A 16,438-nucleotide genomic window follows, 5' to 3' on the forward strand; every position below is an offset into this window, starting at 1 on the left:
ACTCCACGCTAGGACCGGTTCGACCATGCGAAAAGCGAAAGAAACGCAAACCTGGTATGCGTTGAAGTCATGTCCTTCTCCGCTGCGTCGCTGACCGCGTTGCGGGTGTTCCGCGAGGTCGCCGAGCGCGGCACCCTCACCGCCGCGGCCACCGCGCTCGGCTACACCCAGTCCGCGGTCTCCCGCCAGATCGCGTCCCTGGAACGCGCGGCGGGCACCCCGTTGCTGGAACGGCGCCACGACGGAGTCCGGCTCACCTCGGCCGGGCAGCTCGTGGTCCGCCGGGCCGCCGACGTCATCGACCAGCTCGACGCCACCGCGCGCGAGCTGGCCGGGCTGCCCGGCGACGAAGGGACGGTCCGGCTCGGCTGGTTCCCCACCGCGGGGGCCGACCTGGTGCCGCGCGCGCTCGCCGCCCTACGGCGCACCCACCCCGCCATCACCGTGCTCAGCCGCGAGGGCCGGACCCCGGCGCTGGTCCGCGCCCTGCGCGCCGGCACCGTCGACCTCGCGCTGCTGGCCTCCGCGCCGCCGTTCCGCCCACCCGACACCGAAACCCCGGCCCTGGTCCTGCGGACGCTCACCGAGCGCAGCCTGCGCGTCGCCGTGCCCGACGGCCACCCCCTCGCCCGCCGGGACTACATCGACGTCGCCGACCTGCGCGGGCACCGCTGGATCGGCGGCTCCGGCGAAGACCAGGCGATGGGCGTATGGCCCGGCCTCGACGAACGGCCCGAGATCGCCCACACCGCACGCGACTGGCTGGCCAAGCTGCACCTCGTCGCGGCCGGCTGCGGCATCACCACCGTGCCCGGCGCGCTCGGATCCGTGCTGCCGGCCGGAGTCCGGGTGCTGCCCGTCCGCGGCGGCCCCGGCGAGCGACGCCGCATCGTGCTCGCCCACGTCCCCCGGCCACTGCCGGAACCGGCGGCCCGCGTCGCCGCCGCCCTGCGGACCGCCGCCCTGGAAACCGCCACCTGATCGGGGTGGCCCCGGCGCGGCCCCACCGCTCAGAAGACGAACTGCTGCCCGCCGTCGATGTCGTACGTCGCGCCCGTCAGGGCGGTGTTGGTCATCAGGTGGACGGCCAGCGCGGCGACGTCGGCCGGGCCGACCACCCGGCCGATCGGGAGCTTCTCGCGCAGCTCGGCGCGGCGGTCCTCCAGCTGGTCCCCGAGCAGCGCCGCCGACAGCGGCGTGTCCACGAAGCCCGCGGCGATCAGGTTGACGCGCACGGGCGCGAGTTCGAGTGCGAGCGCCGCGGTGAACGGTGGCAGTGCCGCGGTCGCCGCCGACACAGTGCCCAGGCCGTGCCCGATGCGCCGGCCGCCGGTGCCGCCCATCAGCAGGATCGCCCCGCCCGGCCGCATCTTCGGAGCGGCGTGCCGGGCGATCTCGAGGGAGACGACGATGTGGTCGCTGACCGCCGTCCGCACGTCCTCGGCGCTCATCTCCAGCAACGGCCCGTAGTGCGGCCCGCCCGCGGTGACCAGCACGTGGTCGATCGTGCCGGGCAGGCTGCCGAAGAACTCCGCCACCGCCGCGGCGTCCGAGGCGTCGAACGCGGCGGTGCTGCGCGCACCGAGTGTTTCCGCCGCACGCTCGAGCTTGGCGGGGTCGCGGCCGGTGAGGACGACGTCGGCCCCCTTCGCGCGCGCCAGCCGCGCGGTCTCGAACCCGATGCCGGCGCTGCCGCCGATCAGCACGACCGTCTGTCCGTCCAGGTCCGTCATCCCGGCAGCTCCGTTCCCCCGGCCTTCCGGCCGGCGCCACGCCACGCTAGCGCTCCCCGGCGCCGCGCGATGTCACCCGATCGCCGGGTCTTCCCGGCGCGAACGGCTCAGCCACCGGGCTCGGTATCGGCCTCCGTCCCGGGTTCGTCCGGCACGACGACGAGGCTGACGACGCGGCGGATCCGGCCTTCCCGGGCGTTGCCCATCCGCGAGACGACCGCCCGTTCGATCTCCTCGACCATCGCGGCGAACTCCTCGTCGGACAGCCACACCGCCGCCTGCCGGTAGACCACGCCGTCGGCGTGGGGGTCGGCGTTCTCGTGGGCGAGGTAGCGGTCGAAATCGCCCATCAGCGAGGCCGCGAACGTCGTGTACGCCCGGCGGTGCTCCGCCAGGGTCATCGCCGCGCGCGCCGCGGGGTCGACGACCGCCTCCTCCTTGCGCACCCGGTAGCTGCGCTCCGTCGTGCCGCGCACCCGCCGCTCCTCGGCCACCTCCAGCACGCCCGCCTCGGCCAGCACCGCGATCTGCCGGTACATCGTCGCCGGCGCGATGTCGGGGATGCGCTCGCGAAGCTGCCCCGTGGTCAGCGGATCGGCGTCGAACAGCGCCTGCAGGATGCGCATCCGGACGGGGTGCAGGAGAAGGTCCGCGGTTGCCATGGACGAATGTTCTCACATGCGATACTGTTCCCACCACTGAGAACATTCGCATGATTGATAATGATGGGAGAAGCACTCATGGGGGACGTCGACATGACGGTCACCGCGGACGACGGACTGCGGCTGGCCGGCACCCTGACCCTGCCCGCGGGCGCCGGCCCGCACCCCGCCGTCGTGCTGCTGCACGGATCCGGACGGCTGGACCGCGACGCCAACACGGGCCGGCTCCGCATGGCGTATGGAGCGCCCATGGCGGCCGCGCTCGCGAAGGACGGCATCGCCACGTTGCGCTACGACCGGCGCGGGGTCGGCGCCACGCCCGGCGACTGGCGCGCGACCGGGTTCACCGACAACCGCCGCGACGCTGCCGCCGCCGTGCGCGCCCTGGCCGCGCGACCGGACATCCGCGCGAACGCCGTCGGCGTCGTCGGGCACAGCGAAGGCGCCATCCACGCCATGTCCCTCGGCGCGCACCCGGACGTCGCCGCGGTGGTGCTGCTGGCCGGGTTCGCCCGCCCGGGCGAGGACGCCCTGCGCCGGCAGGCCGGGATGATCGCCCGCGATCTCCCCGCGTTCGCCCGGCCGGCGCTGCGCGCGTTCGGCGGGCGGCAGCTGGCCCGGCTCAAGACGACGAGCACGGACGTCGCGCGCGTCGCCGGAGTCCCGGTGAACGCCCGGTGGCTGCGCGAGCTGCTCGCCCACGACCCGCGCGCGGACCTGGCGAACATCCGCGTCCCCGTCCTGGCGATCACCGGCGGCAAGGACATCCAGGTCGACCCCGCGGACCTGGACGTGATCCGCCGCCTGGTGCCCGGCGACGTCGAGGTCCACCGGATCGACGACCTCACCCACCTGCTGCGCCGCGACCCCGGCCGGCCGTCGGTGCGGTCCTACTCCCGGCAGCTGCGCCGCCCGGCCGACGCCGACCTGCTGGCCCAGGTCTCCGGCTGGCTCGCCCGCCGGCTCGGCGCGGCTCCGGCCGCCGACCGGCACTGACGAAATCCCATTCCGCAATTGTTCCCGGGCTCGATGCTGCCCATTTTTCGAAGGAAAGGCGAAAACGTGTCCCTCGCTTCCCCGGTTCGGCAAAGAAGTGGCCTCGCTCTTTTCTGGGCCGTCACGTTCACGACGAGCTGGGCCTGCTGGCTCGTCGCGATCCTGCTCGGCGGCCCGCCGACGAGCTTTCCCACGGTCGTCCCCTACCTGCTCGGCGGCTTCGGTCCGGTGATCGGCGCGATCGTGCTCCGGATCCGCCGTGCCCGCCGCGGCGAACCCGCCCCGGCGCACGCGGTGAGCTCCCGGCCGGGCGCGCGGTGGCTGTGGGTGCTGCCCCTGCTGGTGCTGGCCTCGGCCACCGTCGTCGTGGCCGCGCTGCTCGCGAAGCTCCTCGGCGGTCCCGAGCTCAGCTTGACGGCGGGACAGAACCTGATCGCGACCCTCGGCGGCCCGGTTCCGTTCGTGGTCAGCATGCTGATCGGCGGCCCGCTGGCCGAGGAGCCCGGCTGGCGGGGCACGGCCTACCCCCGCCTGCGCGCGTCGATGACCCGCCTGCGGGCCGGCCTGCTGCTGGGTGTCGTGTGGGCCGTCTGGCACGTGCCGCTGTTCTTCATCCCCGGAACCGTCCAGGCCGCGTTCGGCCTGCTCAGCTGGAGCGGGCTGCTGTTCACGCTCAGCGTCGTCCCCATGGCGCTGCTGACCGGCTACGCCTACGAACGCGGCGGCGTCCCGGCGTCGATCGCGGTCCACTTCGGCGTCAACACGACCATTGCGTTGCTCACCATCAATTCACCCGTGACGCAGGCGCTCGTCCTGGCGGTGCAGGCCGTCGTCGGGTTCGCCTTGCTCGGCCGACGCGGAAGCTAGCCGAGCCGGGTTCTGCGCCGTGGCTCAGTCGGGGGTGGGTTGCTCGCTGGGGAAGAGGATGCGTCGCAGTCGAGCCAGATCGCGTGTTGCTGGTAGCCGACGGGGTCGGTGCTCGGGTCGGCGGTGTCCGCTCGAGGTAGGCGATGAATTCGGCGACGAGGGCGGCCACCGCGTGACCGTCGCGGACGACGAGTCGCCGCAGCACGTCGATCCGCGGTGGTCGCCGACATCGCCGAATGGCTGGCGCCCAAGCAAAGCACGCTCGCCCGTTTCCTGCGCGGCCGCTGACGGCTACACGTCGAAGTGCGAGCCGCTTACGCCGTCGAGAAAGAGCAGCTCCGGGCGCCGCCGTCTCGCACGATCGATAGCGTGCCGGTCGCCGAACGGGCCCCGGAAATACCGCACGGCGCCGAAACGACCCCAAAGTGCGACGTTTCCTGATTCCACGTTCGCACATTCATGCCTCTTCGTGCGAACTTGCGGGCGTTTCGCGGATTCGATCGAAGAAAAGGCTAGCTTGGTAATCGGGCCCGGCAACCGGAATTGGTCGAGCACCGAAGGCGGGGGTGGGCGTGCCATCCGCACCTTGTCCGTCAAGCTGCATTCACTGGAGGGGGCAGACGTGTCGTTGCTCGTCACGTTCACCGGCAAGGTACTTTTGGCCAAAAGCGGACCGGACGCCGAATACCAGGTCTGGACCTACACCGTCCAGTCGTCGCAGAACGACCTGGCGACCGTACCGCGCATCGCGCTGGCCGTCCCGGCCGACATCGACGTCCAGGACCCGCGCCGGTATCCGAATGTGGCCGCGCTGAGCGGCGCGTTCCTCGAACACGACGCGAACCTCAGCCGGCAGTACGTGGGCAAGACGCTGACCACGCCGGCGATCGGGCCGCAGACCATCTCGTTCGTGGCACCGGCCGGGCAGACCGACCGGGAGGTACTGCTGGCCGGCGGGGCCGGCGGCCGGCCGTGGACGGTCCTGCCGTACGCCACGGCGGCCGGCGGTCCGGTGGCCAACGTGCAGACGCTCCCGGCGCCGAAGGCCGCGCCGCCGGTCGCGAACGGCCGCCCCGTCAACCAGTTCGCCGGCACGCTGCCCTACGCCAGCGAGGTGTTCGGCGTGTACCAGCCGCTGATGGGCTGGCGCGGCCGGCAGAACGCGCAGCACTTCACCGCCGGCGCGCTGACCCCCGACGAGCTCACCGCGATCGCCGACGAGCACCCGCTCACCGACGCGGTTCTCTCCCCGGTCGGCCTGGTGAACCTGTTCCGGGAGTACTTCTTCGAGTTCGACACGTTCCTCGGTACGCCGGCCGGGCACCTGTGGCTCAGCCCCGGCGGCACCGTCGAGCTCATCGAGACCAGCACCCGGCGCACGCTGACCGAGCAGACCGCGGAGCAGTCCGAGACGACCGATCGCAAGGTCGAGGAGAGCCTGACCGACCAGAGCGACGTCGCCGACGCCGTCAAGGAGTCCAACGCCAACGACACCACACTGGGTGCCGGCGCGTCGGGCGGCGGCGGCTTCGCCGGAATCTGGCACGCCGAGGGCAGCGCCTCGTTCAGCAACAAGACCACGACCAACCACTCGTCCGAGCTGACCCACAAGTACACCCGGACCCAGAGCAGCAAGGTGTCCAGCGAGATCACGCGCAACTTCAAGACCACGTTCAAGACCAGCACCGAGACCACCGACACCAACAGCCGTCGCTACGTGGTGCAGAACACCACCGACAAGCTCGTCAACTACGAGCTGCGGCGCAAGATGCGCAAGGTGGGCGTGCAACTGCAGCACCTGGGCAACCAGCTGTCCTGGCAGGTGTTCCTGGGGCTGTCGACGGACGCGGGCGGCACCCTCACCGGTACGGCGCCCGGCCTGCACCTGGGCATCGGGGAGATGGTCAGCGTGGTGCCCGCGCCCGATCTCACCTCGGTGACGAAGCCGGCCCCGCAGCCGATACCCGGGGAGAAGTCGGTGGTGTACCACCTGTCGGTGCCGTTCCAGCAGTCGCACGGCGGGGGCCCGGACAACGACTTGGACTACGAGACCGAGCCGGAGAACCAGGACCACGGCATCAACAAGCCGGTCGCGGGCGAGGCGAACATCATCCAGTTCTGGTTCCCGAACCCGCTGCCCGACCCGCCCGACGGGTACCAGGTGAGCAAGATCGGCCTGCTCGACTTCCACGGCGCGGACGTCCGGTTCGTCATCGACAACCCGGACCACGGCAAGCCGAACCCGGACGTCGCGCAGAACTCGTTCTCGATCCGGCTGACCCACGCCAACTTCCACGGCGCCATGGCCCTGCCGTTCGACGCGACGATCGTGTACGAGCCGCTGTCCGCGACCGTGCAGGCGATCAAGGAAGCGAACGCCGCCGCGCAGGCGGACTACGACCGGTCGGTGGCGCTGATCCTGCGGCAGGCGTACGCGAACGCGGTGGCCGACCGGCTCAAGACGGTCAGCGGGGTCAAACCGCGTCCGTCCGAGGACCTGCGCAACGAGGAGCGGCAGGCCGTCTACGCCCAGCTGATCCAGAAGCTGGAGTCGATCGTCCCGGACAAGCACCTGGCGTCCGAACTGATCCGCCAGATGTTCGACGTCGACCAGATGCTGTACTTCGTGGCGCCCGACTACTGGCGCCCCGGCGCTTCGACCGGCGCGGCCGGCGCGACCTCGCTGGGCCGGTACGAGGTGCCGCCGGCCATCTGGCTCCCGTCCGACGCGCCGCAGTACATGAACAAGAACGACCCGCTGCTCGGCGAGACCGTGCTGACTTGGTACTCGCACACGTCGTCGGAGAACAAGCCGGGCGCGATCGCCACGAACCTCGGGGACGGGTACGACCCGGGCAAGCCGCCGTCCGAGCAGGAGTACCGGGTCAACTACCTGATCACCGGGAGCTCGCAGCCGGCACCGATGGGCAGTTCGCTGGGCTGGCTTATCCAGACCGACGGCGACGCGCGGCGCAACGAGTTCCTCAACGCCGCGTGGGTCAAGGCGGTGCTGCCCATCCGGCCGGGCTTCGAGTCGGCAGCGTACGACTGGCTGACGAAGGCCGGTGTGGAGGGCACCGAGAACCTCACGCTGACCTACGACTGGCAGGCCGGGGATCCGCCGGAGTGGCGGGGCAAGCAGATCGGCGAGGTGCTCACGCTGCTGGCCGCGGAGCTCGAGGCGGCCAACACCACGATGGCCAACACACTGGCCACCGAGACCGTGTACCAGACCGGGTTCGACCCGCTGGACGGCGGGTTCCGGCCCGCCGACCCGTACCAGATCTTCGACCAGTGGGTCGAGGTCCTGCCCACCGACCAGGTCGTCGCGGTGGAGGTCACCTACGACCCCAAGACCGGTCAGCAGGTGTAGGATGGCCACCCCGACCTCGCCCGGTGGGATAACGCCGCCGACGCCGCGACGGATGGACAGCTACAGCCCGGCGGAGTCGGCGGCGTTCGCCGACAAGGAACGGGACTTCTTCGCCGGGCACCCCAGCACGCCGGACACCGTCATCGAGGTGCTGTCCCCGTTCGGCAAGTTCAAGATCGACAGCTACCCCAACCCGAGCGTCCCCGCGGACATCCACTACGTCGTCTTCTTCTCCAACAACGCCACGAAGGAGACCTTCGAGGTACACGGGACCCTCGCACGCGCCTATCTGGACCTGGTCCGCAACAGATCGGGTGTCACCGATTTCCCGATCGCCGACACCCGCCACCCCGTCGCGGAACCGCGTGGCGACATCTCCTACTTCAGTGCCTACTCGCTGAGGTGGGTGCAGGCCACCAACGCGGTGATCAAGAAGTTCTACAAGCCCTACGACCCCGCTCGGGCGTCGAACCCGGCGAAAGTGCACGAGTTCGACCCGGTCGACGGGAACACCCTCGTCGGCTACTCCGAGGAGTACCCGATCGCCTCCGACGCGCTGACCTTCAAGAACTGGAAGGACGTCGCGGATCTGGGCAAGTACAACCCGAGTATCGGGGTCCGCACGGTGGGCATGCCGTCGCAGATCCTCCTCCACGAGACCGCGGGCTTCGGTGACCTCTCGATCGCCGGGATCCGGAAGTCCGCCGAAGGGGACTTCCTGATCCCGCACTTCTGCGTCAACAACCTGGACGCCAAGGGAAAAGGGAGCATTCTGCAGTTCGTGGACGTCGCCACCAAGGTGTTCCACGGCGAGCACACCAACAACCGGGCGGTCGGGATCGAGTTCGTCAACGCCCCGTTCGAGAGCTTCACCCGGGACCGGCCACCCCGGCCGATCTTCAACCTCGTCACCAGTGACCGGGGCGTCTACCTGCAGACCAAGCTGCCCGCTCGCCGGGATCTGTTCATCCCGCTCGAGTTCGCGACCGAGGCGGGAGACTCCCACCACGAGCTGAGGATCAAGAAGGACAAGGTGCTCAACCTCGCCGCGCTCAAGGCGGGGGTCGGCCCGGACAAGAAGAAGGTCGTCGAGGAGACCGGCGACGAGGTGGTGCTGAAGTTCGTCAAGTCCGGCAAGTTCGAGCACCTGGCTGCGCTCGTCTCCGCGCTGGTCGGCAACAAGCTGGTCAAGGGGATCGACGACCTGGCCAAGGAGGAGTTCTGGCGGCCGGTGATGCGGGTCGACGGCAAGCCGTTCTACATCTTCGAGAACGGCTGGCTGCCCAACCGCAAGGCCCCGTCGCCGTTCGACATCGGCAGCCACTTCTTCGTGAACCCGGGCACCCCCGGCCTGCTCACGCACGTGCTCATCGGCGGGCACGGTGACGGCGCGACCCAGTGCCTCTACCTGTACCTGAAGTTCGTCCGGCGGGTGCCGGTGGCCTCGATCCTCCAGGTGCTGGTGGACCTGCTGACGTCCGCGCGCACGCCGGCCGAGACGGCCGGGTTCACCTTGCGGAGCACGGTCGTTCTGGTCGACGGGGTCGGCTACCGGACCCCGCAGCACCCGATGAGCAAGAAGTTCACCAGCATCGTCGAACTCGACGAGGCGCTCATCGAGAAGGCCGCCGCACCCGCGAAACCGGCAGCGCCGAGCAAATAGGCCGGCCTCGCGTTCGACTGGGATACTTCGCCGGTGATGCCGGAAGGACGCCGATGAGCCCCGGCGCGGAGCTGGGGATCGCCCTGCCGGCGGTCGGGGCCCTGGCCACGACGACGGTGATGGCCGGGCCACGCACGTCGGATCGCCGCGCTGCGGGACGAGGACTCCGACCTCGTCCTGCGGGGCGGAGCCTGGGTGAACGGCGTCAACGGTCGATCACCGGAGGGCGGCGAGCGGCGAAGTCGCCGACTGTTACCGGCGCTTTACCCGTTCGGTCGCTTGCCGACGATTGGTGACCGGCAAATAATTTCCGGCAGTCGATAATTTCAGTGAGGAGCCGAAGTGGAGCCGGCGTTAGGGCTCGACCCGGACACGGCAGATCTTGTCCGGCCGTACTTCCGCACCCATGGACGTACGCGGCCCACGCGCACGCTCCCCGTCGAAACGCTCATCGCGGCAACCGAGCGAGGCCGTACTCCGGAGCACGGCTGCTCCCGGGAAGAGGCAGCGATCTGCCTCCTGTGCCGCTCGTCGCAATCGGTCGCGGAGATCGCCGCGTATCGGCGAATTCCCCTGGGCGTCGCACGGGTCCTGGTGTCCGACCTCGCCGACCGTGGCCTGGTGACAGTGCAGGACATGCGACTGGCCCCCGGCGATCGTCCCAGCATCAGCTTCATGGAGCGGGTTCTTCGCGGTCTTCACGCCATGACGTAGTCACTCTCGCCGCACGCCGGGGCTGCGGCGGTGGCTGATCCCGGCGATCCGGCACCGAGATCAGCCTGCCCGCGGTGATCAGCCGGTCGAGACGATCCGCCACCGGTTGGCGGCGGCGCCGTTGTCGGGTCCCTGGACGGCGAACGCGCCGGCGGTGGCCGAGCCGTTCGCCACCGTCAGCAGCTTGCCGCTGTTGACGTTGCGGATCTTCGCCGTGCCGTCGCCCTGGTCGACGACCGTCCACCGGTGGTCGGCGGTGCCGTTGTCCGCCCACTGCAGGACTTGCGCGCCGTCCACTGTGGACATGTCCTGCACGCCGAGCACCTTGCCGCTGTTGGCGTTGCGGAAGCGGACCGCGGTCCCGTCGGCGACGATCTCCCAGTTGTGGTCCGCGGTGCCGTTGTCGGTCCACTGCAGCGCGCGGCCGCCGTCGGCGGTGGACATGTTCTCGATGCCCAGCAGCAGCCCGCTTCCCACGTTGACCAAGTGGGAGGCCGGCCCGCCGGTGTTCCAGTACACCGTGTAGGTGAAGCCCTGCGCGTCGTAGAACGGCACCAGGCCCACCGTGGCACCGTTCGCCTTGGCGCTGAAGGACAGCGTGCTGCCGCTGGTCCGGGTGATCGAGCTCGGGTCGAGGGTGGGCAGCCCGGTGAGCGTGCCGTTCCCGTAGTTGCCCGCCAGGACCACCGGCCCGTAGGTGACCGCCGCGACGTTCGTGTTGTCGTTGGCCGGCCGCAGGACGACCTTCATCGGCAGCCGGACGGTGACCGTGTCGCCGGTGGCCCACGAGCGGGTCACGGTGGCGTAGCTGCCGGGGGTGGTGGCGATGTTCTGGGCCACGCCGTTGACGGCGACGGTCGCCCCGCTGGTCCAGCCCGGGATGCGGATGCGCAGGTCCCAGGTCCCGCCGACGTTCCCGGTGATCCCCAGCGTGGTCGTGTCGCCGGCCGGGAAGGACGTCGTCTGGGTGACGGTGATGCCGCGCTCGGTCCAGTTCAGCACCGAGGGCAGGAACTGGTTCACGATCAGTGTCGTACCGGTGCGGAAGTAGATCGAGTCGGCGAGCTTGGTCTGGGTCTCCAGCCCGCTGCCCTGGCAGCACCAGAACGAGTTGTAGTCGGTGCTCCACGTGCCGCCGCCCCACGCCGGGCCGAGGCCGCGGCGGCCGCCGGGGTTGAGCGAGCTGAAGTAGGTGACGTGCCCGTGGCCGTCGGCCGGGTTCTGCTGGCCGATCATCTGGTTGAGCACCGCCCGCTCGTAGTAGTCGGCCAGGTCGGCGCGGTCCGGGTAGAGCGTGATCAGTTCCCTGGTCAGCTTGAGCATGTTGTAGGTGTTGCAGCTTTCGCACGTGTCCTGGTTCAGGTACGCGGCGATGGCGTTGGGTGCGCGGAAGTGCTCGGCCTGGCTGTTGCCGCCGATGGCGTAGGTGTGCGCGCCGACGGTGATCGTCCACGCGGTGGTGGCGATGTCCCGGTAGCGGGTGGTGCCCGTGGCTTGGTACTCCCGCGCGGCGCCGATCCACTTCGGGATCTGGGTGTTGGCGTGCAGCCCGTTGAGCTGGTCACGGCCGGCCGCCAACGGGTCGAACACGGCTGCGTGGTCGAACCGCTGGGCGACGGCCAGCCACCGCGTGTCGCCGGTGTCCAGGGCGAGATCGGTCAGCACGGCGTTCATGCCGCCGAACTCGGTGCCCAGCACCGACTGCATCTGGCTGTAGCCGAGCCGGCCGGTTCGCCGGTCGACCCACGCCGCCAGGTTCAGCAGGACGTCGCGGGCCTGGGTGCTGCCGATGTACCGCCACACGTCGAGCAGGCCGGCCATGGTCTTGTGGACGCAGTAGTAGGGCACGTTGCCGTTCGACAGGCGTCCGGCCTCGAGGCTGTCGAAGTCGGCTTCGGGAAAGCCGGACAGGTACCCGGCGGTGTACCCGGCCGCGGCGTTGTTGGCTTGGCACTTGGCCAGTTCGGCGACCAGGTAGGTGGCCTTGTCCCGGGAGGTGGTGTCGCCGGCGACCGCCCACAGCTGCGCCCACGCCGTCAGGAAGTGCCCCTGCACGTGGCTGCGGAACGGGAAGCTCGGCGCGTCCCAGCCCCCGTTGCTCGCGGCACCGTTGGTGGAGAGCCGGTGGTTGGCCCGGAAGTTGTACAGCAGCCGGTCGACGTCGACGAAGCGCAGGTAGCTCTGCGTCCGGTTCTGGTTGTCCAGCCACCGGCTCGCGGTGAGCCGCACCTGCCCGAGGGCGAACGGGGAGGCGGCCACGCCGACCGCCGCGGGCACCGCCCCGGTCGCCGCGTCGGCGAATACTCCCCCGAAGGCCGGTCCGGCGGTGGAAGCGAGAGTGGTGGCACCGACGGCGCGCAGCCACTGCCGCCGGGTGTAGGAACCGGTCACCGAAGTTCTCCGTTCAGCGCGGAAGGAGCCGGAAGGGTCACCCGATCGCCGGGTAGGACGTGCTGTCGTGCTCCAGGTCGGCCATGCCCCATGGGCCGGGGCCGTAACCCGTGTTGTCGCCGAAGTAGCCGGATGACGCAGCTGGTGTTGGCACAGAAGGAAGTCCTGCGCGGCGGCGTTGCCTGCCGCGTACTTGGGAGGCGCCGGAGGCGACCGGACCGGCGGAGGCCGCGATCAGCCCGCGGGCGCAATCGGCGAAACGTTTGCAGCGCAGACACCATGAACTCCTTTGTTCATCGGTAAGGAACAGCGCGCCGTCCGGCCGTTTTCCGGCACATCAAGTAGCGCCCTCGACCTCGTCGTGGGGCTGTCGCTCCAAAATGTTAACGCTAACATTTCAGCGCCGACTCGTCCGTGCTCGGGCGTCCGGATTGGCTTACCACTATCGACGAACAGCGGGCCGGCGTCAAGACGTCGATCCGCGGCGCAGGCCCCGAAGCCCTGCTCCGGTCGTCCACAGTGGAACCCGGTCGCCCCGCGAGCCCACCCGGCCGTGCCACGACCGGGTGATGTTGCACAGCGCAGCCGGACCTAACCGAGACGTAGCACCGCCGTAATGAAGCGTCACTACGGTCCCCGGGACATGTCGATCGGGCAGATGACGGATCCGGCGCCGGTGGCGCTTCCCAGAGGCCAACGGGCACTACCGGAAACGGAAGCGGAGCAGGTGAACGCGCGAGGATGGTGGCTGCCCGTCTTCGGCGCGGTGCTGGGCGCCGGGCTTTTCCTGGTGGTGCGCGGCAGTCTCACCGACGACAGCTACATCACCCTCGCCTACGCGAAGAACCTCGCCGTGCACGGCGAATGGGGCATCATCCCCGGCTCGCCCGCGAACTCCGCGACCTCCCCGCTGAACGTCCTGCTCCTCGCGGCGCTCACCCTGGTGACGCGGGTGGCCGGCGACCCGCACCCGGTCGTCGCGCTCGGGATCCTGACGGTCCTGTGCGGCGGCGCGCTGGGCTGGGCCTGGCAGCGCCTGGGCCGCACCCTCGCCCTGCCTCCCGCCGCCGGCGTCCTCGGCGTCACGCTGGTCCTGGTCAACCCGTTCGTGTTGTCCGCCATCGGTCTCGAAGTCCTGTTGATCCCCGCCGTCCTGCTGGTGCTGACGGTCTTCGCGCTCGAAGGCCGGCCGATCCTGTTCGGCGTCACCGCCGGGCTCACCGTCCTCACCCGGCTCGACCTCGTCGTGTTCGTCGTGGTGATCGCGCTCAGCGCGCCCGCGATCCGGCGGCGGCTGCTGCCGGCCGCCGGTTTCGCCGTGCTGACGGCCGCGCCGTGGTTCGTCTTCAGCTGGGTCGCCTTCGGCTCGTTCGTGCCCGACACGCTGGCGATCAAGCAGACGCAGGTGGGGCTGTTCGCGCCGTGGACCTACAGCACCGGGCCGGTGATGTACTACCTCGGCTACCCGGTCACCGTGCTCGTGGCGTTCGTCCCGGCGCTGCTCGGCGTGGTCGCGCTCGCCGTGTGGGCGGTGGCGCGGTTCTCGGTGCGCTGGCCGGAGTTCCCCGCGCTCGGCCCGGTCGCGGCGCTGGGTGCCGGCGGGATCCTCTACTTCGTCGCCTACTCGTTCATCGGCGTCGGCCCGTTCCACTGGTACTACGTGGCTCCGACGACGACGGTGAGCAGTTTCGCCGTCGCGGCCTTCGGGGCCTGGTTCGGGCAGGCACGCGCGCGGACGGCATTGCGCACCGGTCCCCCGCTGCTGGCGCTCGGGCTGACCGGGGTGCTGGTGCTGAGCGCGGCGGCCGTCGACGCCGCGCAGGGCGTGCCGTGGAAGTCGCCGGTCATCTTCGGGAACTGGGCCAGCGCGCAGGACTACGCGCGGGTCGGCAAGGAGCTGGACGCGCGGCTCGACGGCGCGAGCGTGGCCAGTCCCGGGGAGATCGGCACCCTCGCGTACTACTGCGAGTGCGCCATCATCGACGAGTTCTCCGACCGCGGCCACGCGAAAGAGCTGGTCGAGCAGCGGATCGCGACGGCGAACCCGCTGATGAGCCTCGCGCTGCGGATGAACTACCACTGGCTGGACCGCTCGATCACCCCGCGCAAGCCGGACTACCGGCTGCAGTACGGCTCGGGGCCCGCGACCGGGCCGGACAGCTGGCAGGTGCAGTCCGCGGCCAAGGGCGTCGGCCACTTCACCCTCACCCGCGAACCGTGACCGTGGCACAGCGGCGGGACCCCGCCGCCGAGATCGCGGCCCCGGAGTCCCGGCCGCGGCGCTGGGTGCTGCCCGGCGCGGTGGCCGTGGTGTCCGCCCTGGTCTTCGCGGTGGTGCGCCCGCACCTCGTCGACGACACGTTCATCACGCTGGCCTACGCGCGCAACCTCGCCTTCCACGGGCACTGGGGGCTGATCGCGGCCGAGACGTCGAACACCGCGACGTCGCCGTTGAACGTCCTGCTCCTCGCCGCGCTGACCCTGGTCCTGCGCGACGCGGTGCTCGCCGCCGGCGCGCTGTTCGTGCTCTGCCAGGTCGCGCTGGCCCTCGCGCTGCGCCGGGCCGGCGACCGGGCGGGGCTGCCGGCCTGGTTCGCGCCGGCCGCCGTCGCCCTGGTGACGGTGAACCCGCTGCTGCTGTCGTCGATCGGGCTCGAGGTCGAGCTCGGCGCGGCCGGCATCGCCTGGCTGCTGGTCTTCGCGCGGGAACGGCGGCCGGTCGCCCTCGGCGTCCTGACCGGGCTGCTCGCCCTCGTCCGGCTCGATCTGGTCGTGGTCGCGCTGGTGCTCTTCGCGCTGCGACGCCGGTTCTGGGAGAAGGCGTGGCAGTCGGTGCTCGCCGCGGCGGCGGTCGCGCTCCCCTGGTTCGCCTTCAGCTGGGTCGTGCTCGGGTCGGCGGTGCCGGACACGGTGATCATCAAGACCCTGCAGAAGTCCTGGGGACAATGGGACTTCGGCAACGGCCCCGGGCTCTACGCCGAGGTCTTCCCCTTGGCGACGATCGCGTCCTTCCTCCCGGCCGCGCTCGCCCTGCTCGCCTTCGCGCTCTGCGTGGCGGACGCGGCCCGGGGAGGCCCGCTGTGGGCCCGGGTGCGGCCGTTCGTCCCGCTGGTGCCCGCCGGGATCGCGCACTACCTCGCCTACACGCGGCTGCACGTGCCGCCGTACCACTGGTACTACGGACCGAGCCTGGTCGCGGCGACGCTCTTCCTCGCGGCCGCCGCGACGGCCGCGGTCCGCGTGCCGGCCCGGGTGGTGGCCGCCGTCGCGGTCGCGGGCGTGCTGGCGGTCAGCGTCGGGGCCTACGCGGCCGATGGCCTGCCGCGGCGGTTCGCGCCGCTGATGTCCAACCACGACGCGACCGCGGACTACGAACGGATCGGACCGGAGCTGGGCCGGCTGGTCGGCGGCGGCACCGTGCGCAGCGGCGGCGAGATCGGCGTGCTGGCCTACAGCTGCGGCTGCGCGATCGTCGACCTCTTCGACGACCGCGGCGCCGTCGGGCCGGCCATCACCGAGCGCGAGGCCCACCTCGGCGCGCTCGGCCGGGCGCTGGTCGACGTCAACTTTCGGTTCTTCGACTTCGGCGACCAGCCGATCGTCACCGACTACGCCCTGGTGCGCGGCGATCCGCCGCCCGGTGCGCTGGCCCACTGGACACTGACGTCGCCGTGGGCCGGCACCCAGCAGCTGTATCTCGTCCGGGGCAACGGAAGCGGAGCTTGAGCATGACCGACCTCATCACGCAGCGCGGCCTGTACGCGGGCCCGGCGCCGATCGTCAGCAAGGACCTCTACGCCGAGGTCCGCACCGGTTCGGCGGTCCGGGACCGCGACGCGGTCCGGCTGGCCCCGGCCACGAAGGTGTCGGGCAACACGTACTTCGGCCGGTTCCCGGCCTCCTACTGGCAGCGCTGGTCCACGGTGACCGAGGTGTCGGTCGAAGCCGTCGTCACCGGCACCGGCCTGCTGTCGATGGGCGCCTCCGACGTCGAAGGCGAGCCCCGCGTGGTGGCCGCCGAGCAGGTCGCCGACGTCAA

Annotated in this window: 11 protein-coding genes and 1 pseudogene; 9 read left to right on the forward strand and 3 right to left on the reverse strand. The window is 70.9% G+C overall.

Annotated elements, in window-relative coordinates; genetic code table 11:
• Window positions 1-69 precede the first annotated feature (69 nt).
• Complete coding sequence (locus ABZ342_RS37690) at window positions 70-981, forward strand: LysR family transcriptional regulator (protein WP_360483592.1); 912 nt, start codon at window positions 70-72, stop codon at window positions 979-981.
• Between the two features lie 29 nt (window positions 982-1,010).
• Here the strand turns inward: ABZ342_RS37690 and ABZ342_RS37695 are convergent, their stop codons facing one another.
• Together ABZ342_RS37695 and ABZ342_RS37700 are read right to left on the reverse strand one after the other, a co-directional pair.
• On the reverse strand, window positions 1,011-1,733 hold the full coding sequence (locus ABZ342_RS37695; protein WP_360483595.1) for an SDR family oxidoreductase: 723 nt from the start codon (window positions 1,731-1,733) through the stop codon (window positions 1,011-1,013).
• 107 nt (window positions 1,734-1,840) lie between these two features.
• Window positions 1,841-2,395 carry a helix-turn-helix domain-containing protein gene (locus ABZ342_RS37700; RefSeq protein WP_155542622.1) on the reverse strand — a complete coding sequence of 185 codons (555 nt, stop codon included), beginning with the start codon at window positions 2,393-2,395 and terminating at the stop codon, window positions 1,841-1,843.
• Window positions 2,396-2,473: 78 nt separating this feature from the next.
• Here ABZ342_RS37700 and ABZ342_RS37705 point away from each other — a divergent pair, with 78 nt between their 5' ends.
• The 5 genes from ABZ342_RS37705 (at window position 2,474) to ABZ342_RS37725 (ending at window position 10,008) form a co-directional block, all read left to right on the forward strand.
• Window positions 2,474-3,391, forward strand: coding sequence for an alpha/beta fold hydrolase (locus ABZ342_RS37705; RefSeq protein WP_360483598.1), 918 nt, complete (start codon window positions 2,474-2,476; stop codon window positions 3,389-3,391).
• Between the two features lie 66 nt (window positions 3,392-3,457).
• Window positions 3,458-4,258 carry a CPBP family intramembrane glutamic endopeptidase gene (locus ABZ342_RS37710; RefSeq protein WP_360483601.1) on the forward strand — a complete coding sequence of 267 codons (801 nt, stop codon included), beginning with the start codon at window positions 3,458-3,460 and terminating at the stop codon, window positions 4,256-4,258.
• 622 nt (window positions 4,259-4,880) lie between these two features.
• Window positions 4,881-7,631, forward strand: coding sequence for a hypothetical protein (locus ABZ342_RS37715; RefSeq protein WP_360483604.1), 2,751 nt, complete (start codon window positions 4,881-4,883; stop codon window positions 7,629-7,631).
• Between the two features lie 52 nt (window positions 7,632-7,683).
• Complete coding sequence (locus ABZ342_RS37720; RefSeq protein WP_360483607.1) at window positions 7,684-9,294, forward strand: hypothetical protein; 1,611 nt, start codon at window positions 7,684-7,686, stop codon at window positions 9,292-9,294.
• 342 nt (window positions 9,295-9,636) lie between these two features.
• Complete coding sequence (locus ABZ342_RS37725; RefSeq protein WP_155542617.1) at window positions 9,637-10,008, forward strand: DUF742 domain-containing protein; 372 nt, start codon at window positions 9,637-9,639, stop codon at window positions 10,006-10,008.
• A 78-nt stretch (window positions 10,009-10,086) separates the two neighbouring features.
• On the opposite strand, the gene ABZ342_RS37730 is transcribed toward ABZ342_RS37725, so the two are convergent.
• Window positions 10,087-12,399 (reverse strand): beta-L-arabinofuranosidase domain-containing protein, encoded by a 2,313-nt coding sequence (locus tag ABZ342_RS37730; RefSeq protein ID WP_360483610.1) that lies wholly within the window; start codon window positions 12,397-12,399, stop codon window positions 10,087-10,089.
• A 727-nt stretch (window positions 12,400-13,126) separates the two neighbouring features.
• On the opposite strand from ABZ342_RS37730, the gene ABZ342_RS37735 reads away from it, so the two are divergent.
• From ABZ342_RS37735 to ABZ342_RS37745, 3 genes and pseudogenes are all read left to right on the forward strand, one after another.
• On the forward strand, window positions 13,127-14,620 hold the full coding sequence (locus tag ABZ342_RS37735) for a hypothetical protein (protein ID WP_360483613.1): 1,494 nt from the start codon (window positions 13,127-13,129) through the stop codon (window positions 14,618-14,620).
• Entirely contained in the window at window positions 14,617-16,125 is a 1,509-nt protein-coding gene (locus ABZ342_RS37740) for a hypothetical protein (RefSeq protein ID WP_360483616.1), read from the forward strand. Before ABZ342_RS37735 ends, ABZ342_RS37740 begins: the two co-directional genes overlap by 4 nt.
• A gap of 2 nt (window positions 16,126-16,127) precedes the next feature.
• A pseudogene (locus ABZ342_RS37745) lies at window positions 16,128-16,438 on the forward strand (glycosyltransferase family 2 protein); the annotation flags it as partial.

This window comes from Amycolatopsis sp. NPDC005961, assembly GCF_040629235.1.
In the GTDB taxonomy this organism is placed as follows: Bacteria; Actinomycetota; Actinomycetes; order Mycobacteriales; family Pseudonocardiaceae; genus Amycolatopsis; species Amycolatopsis camponoti.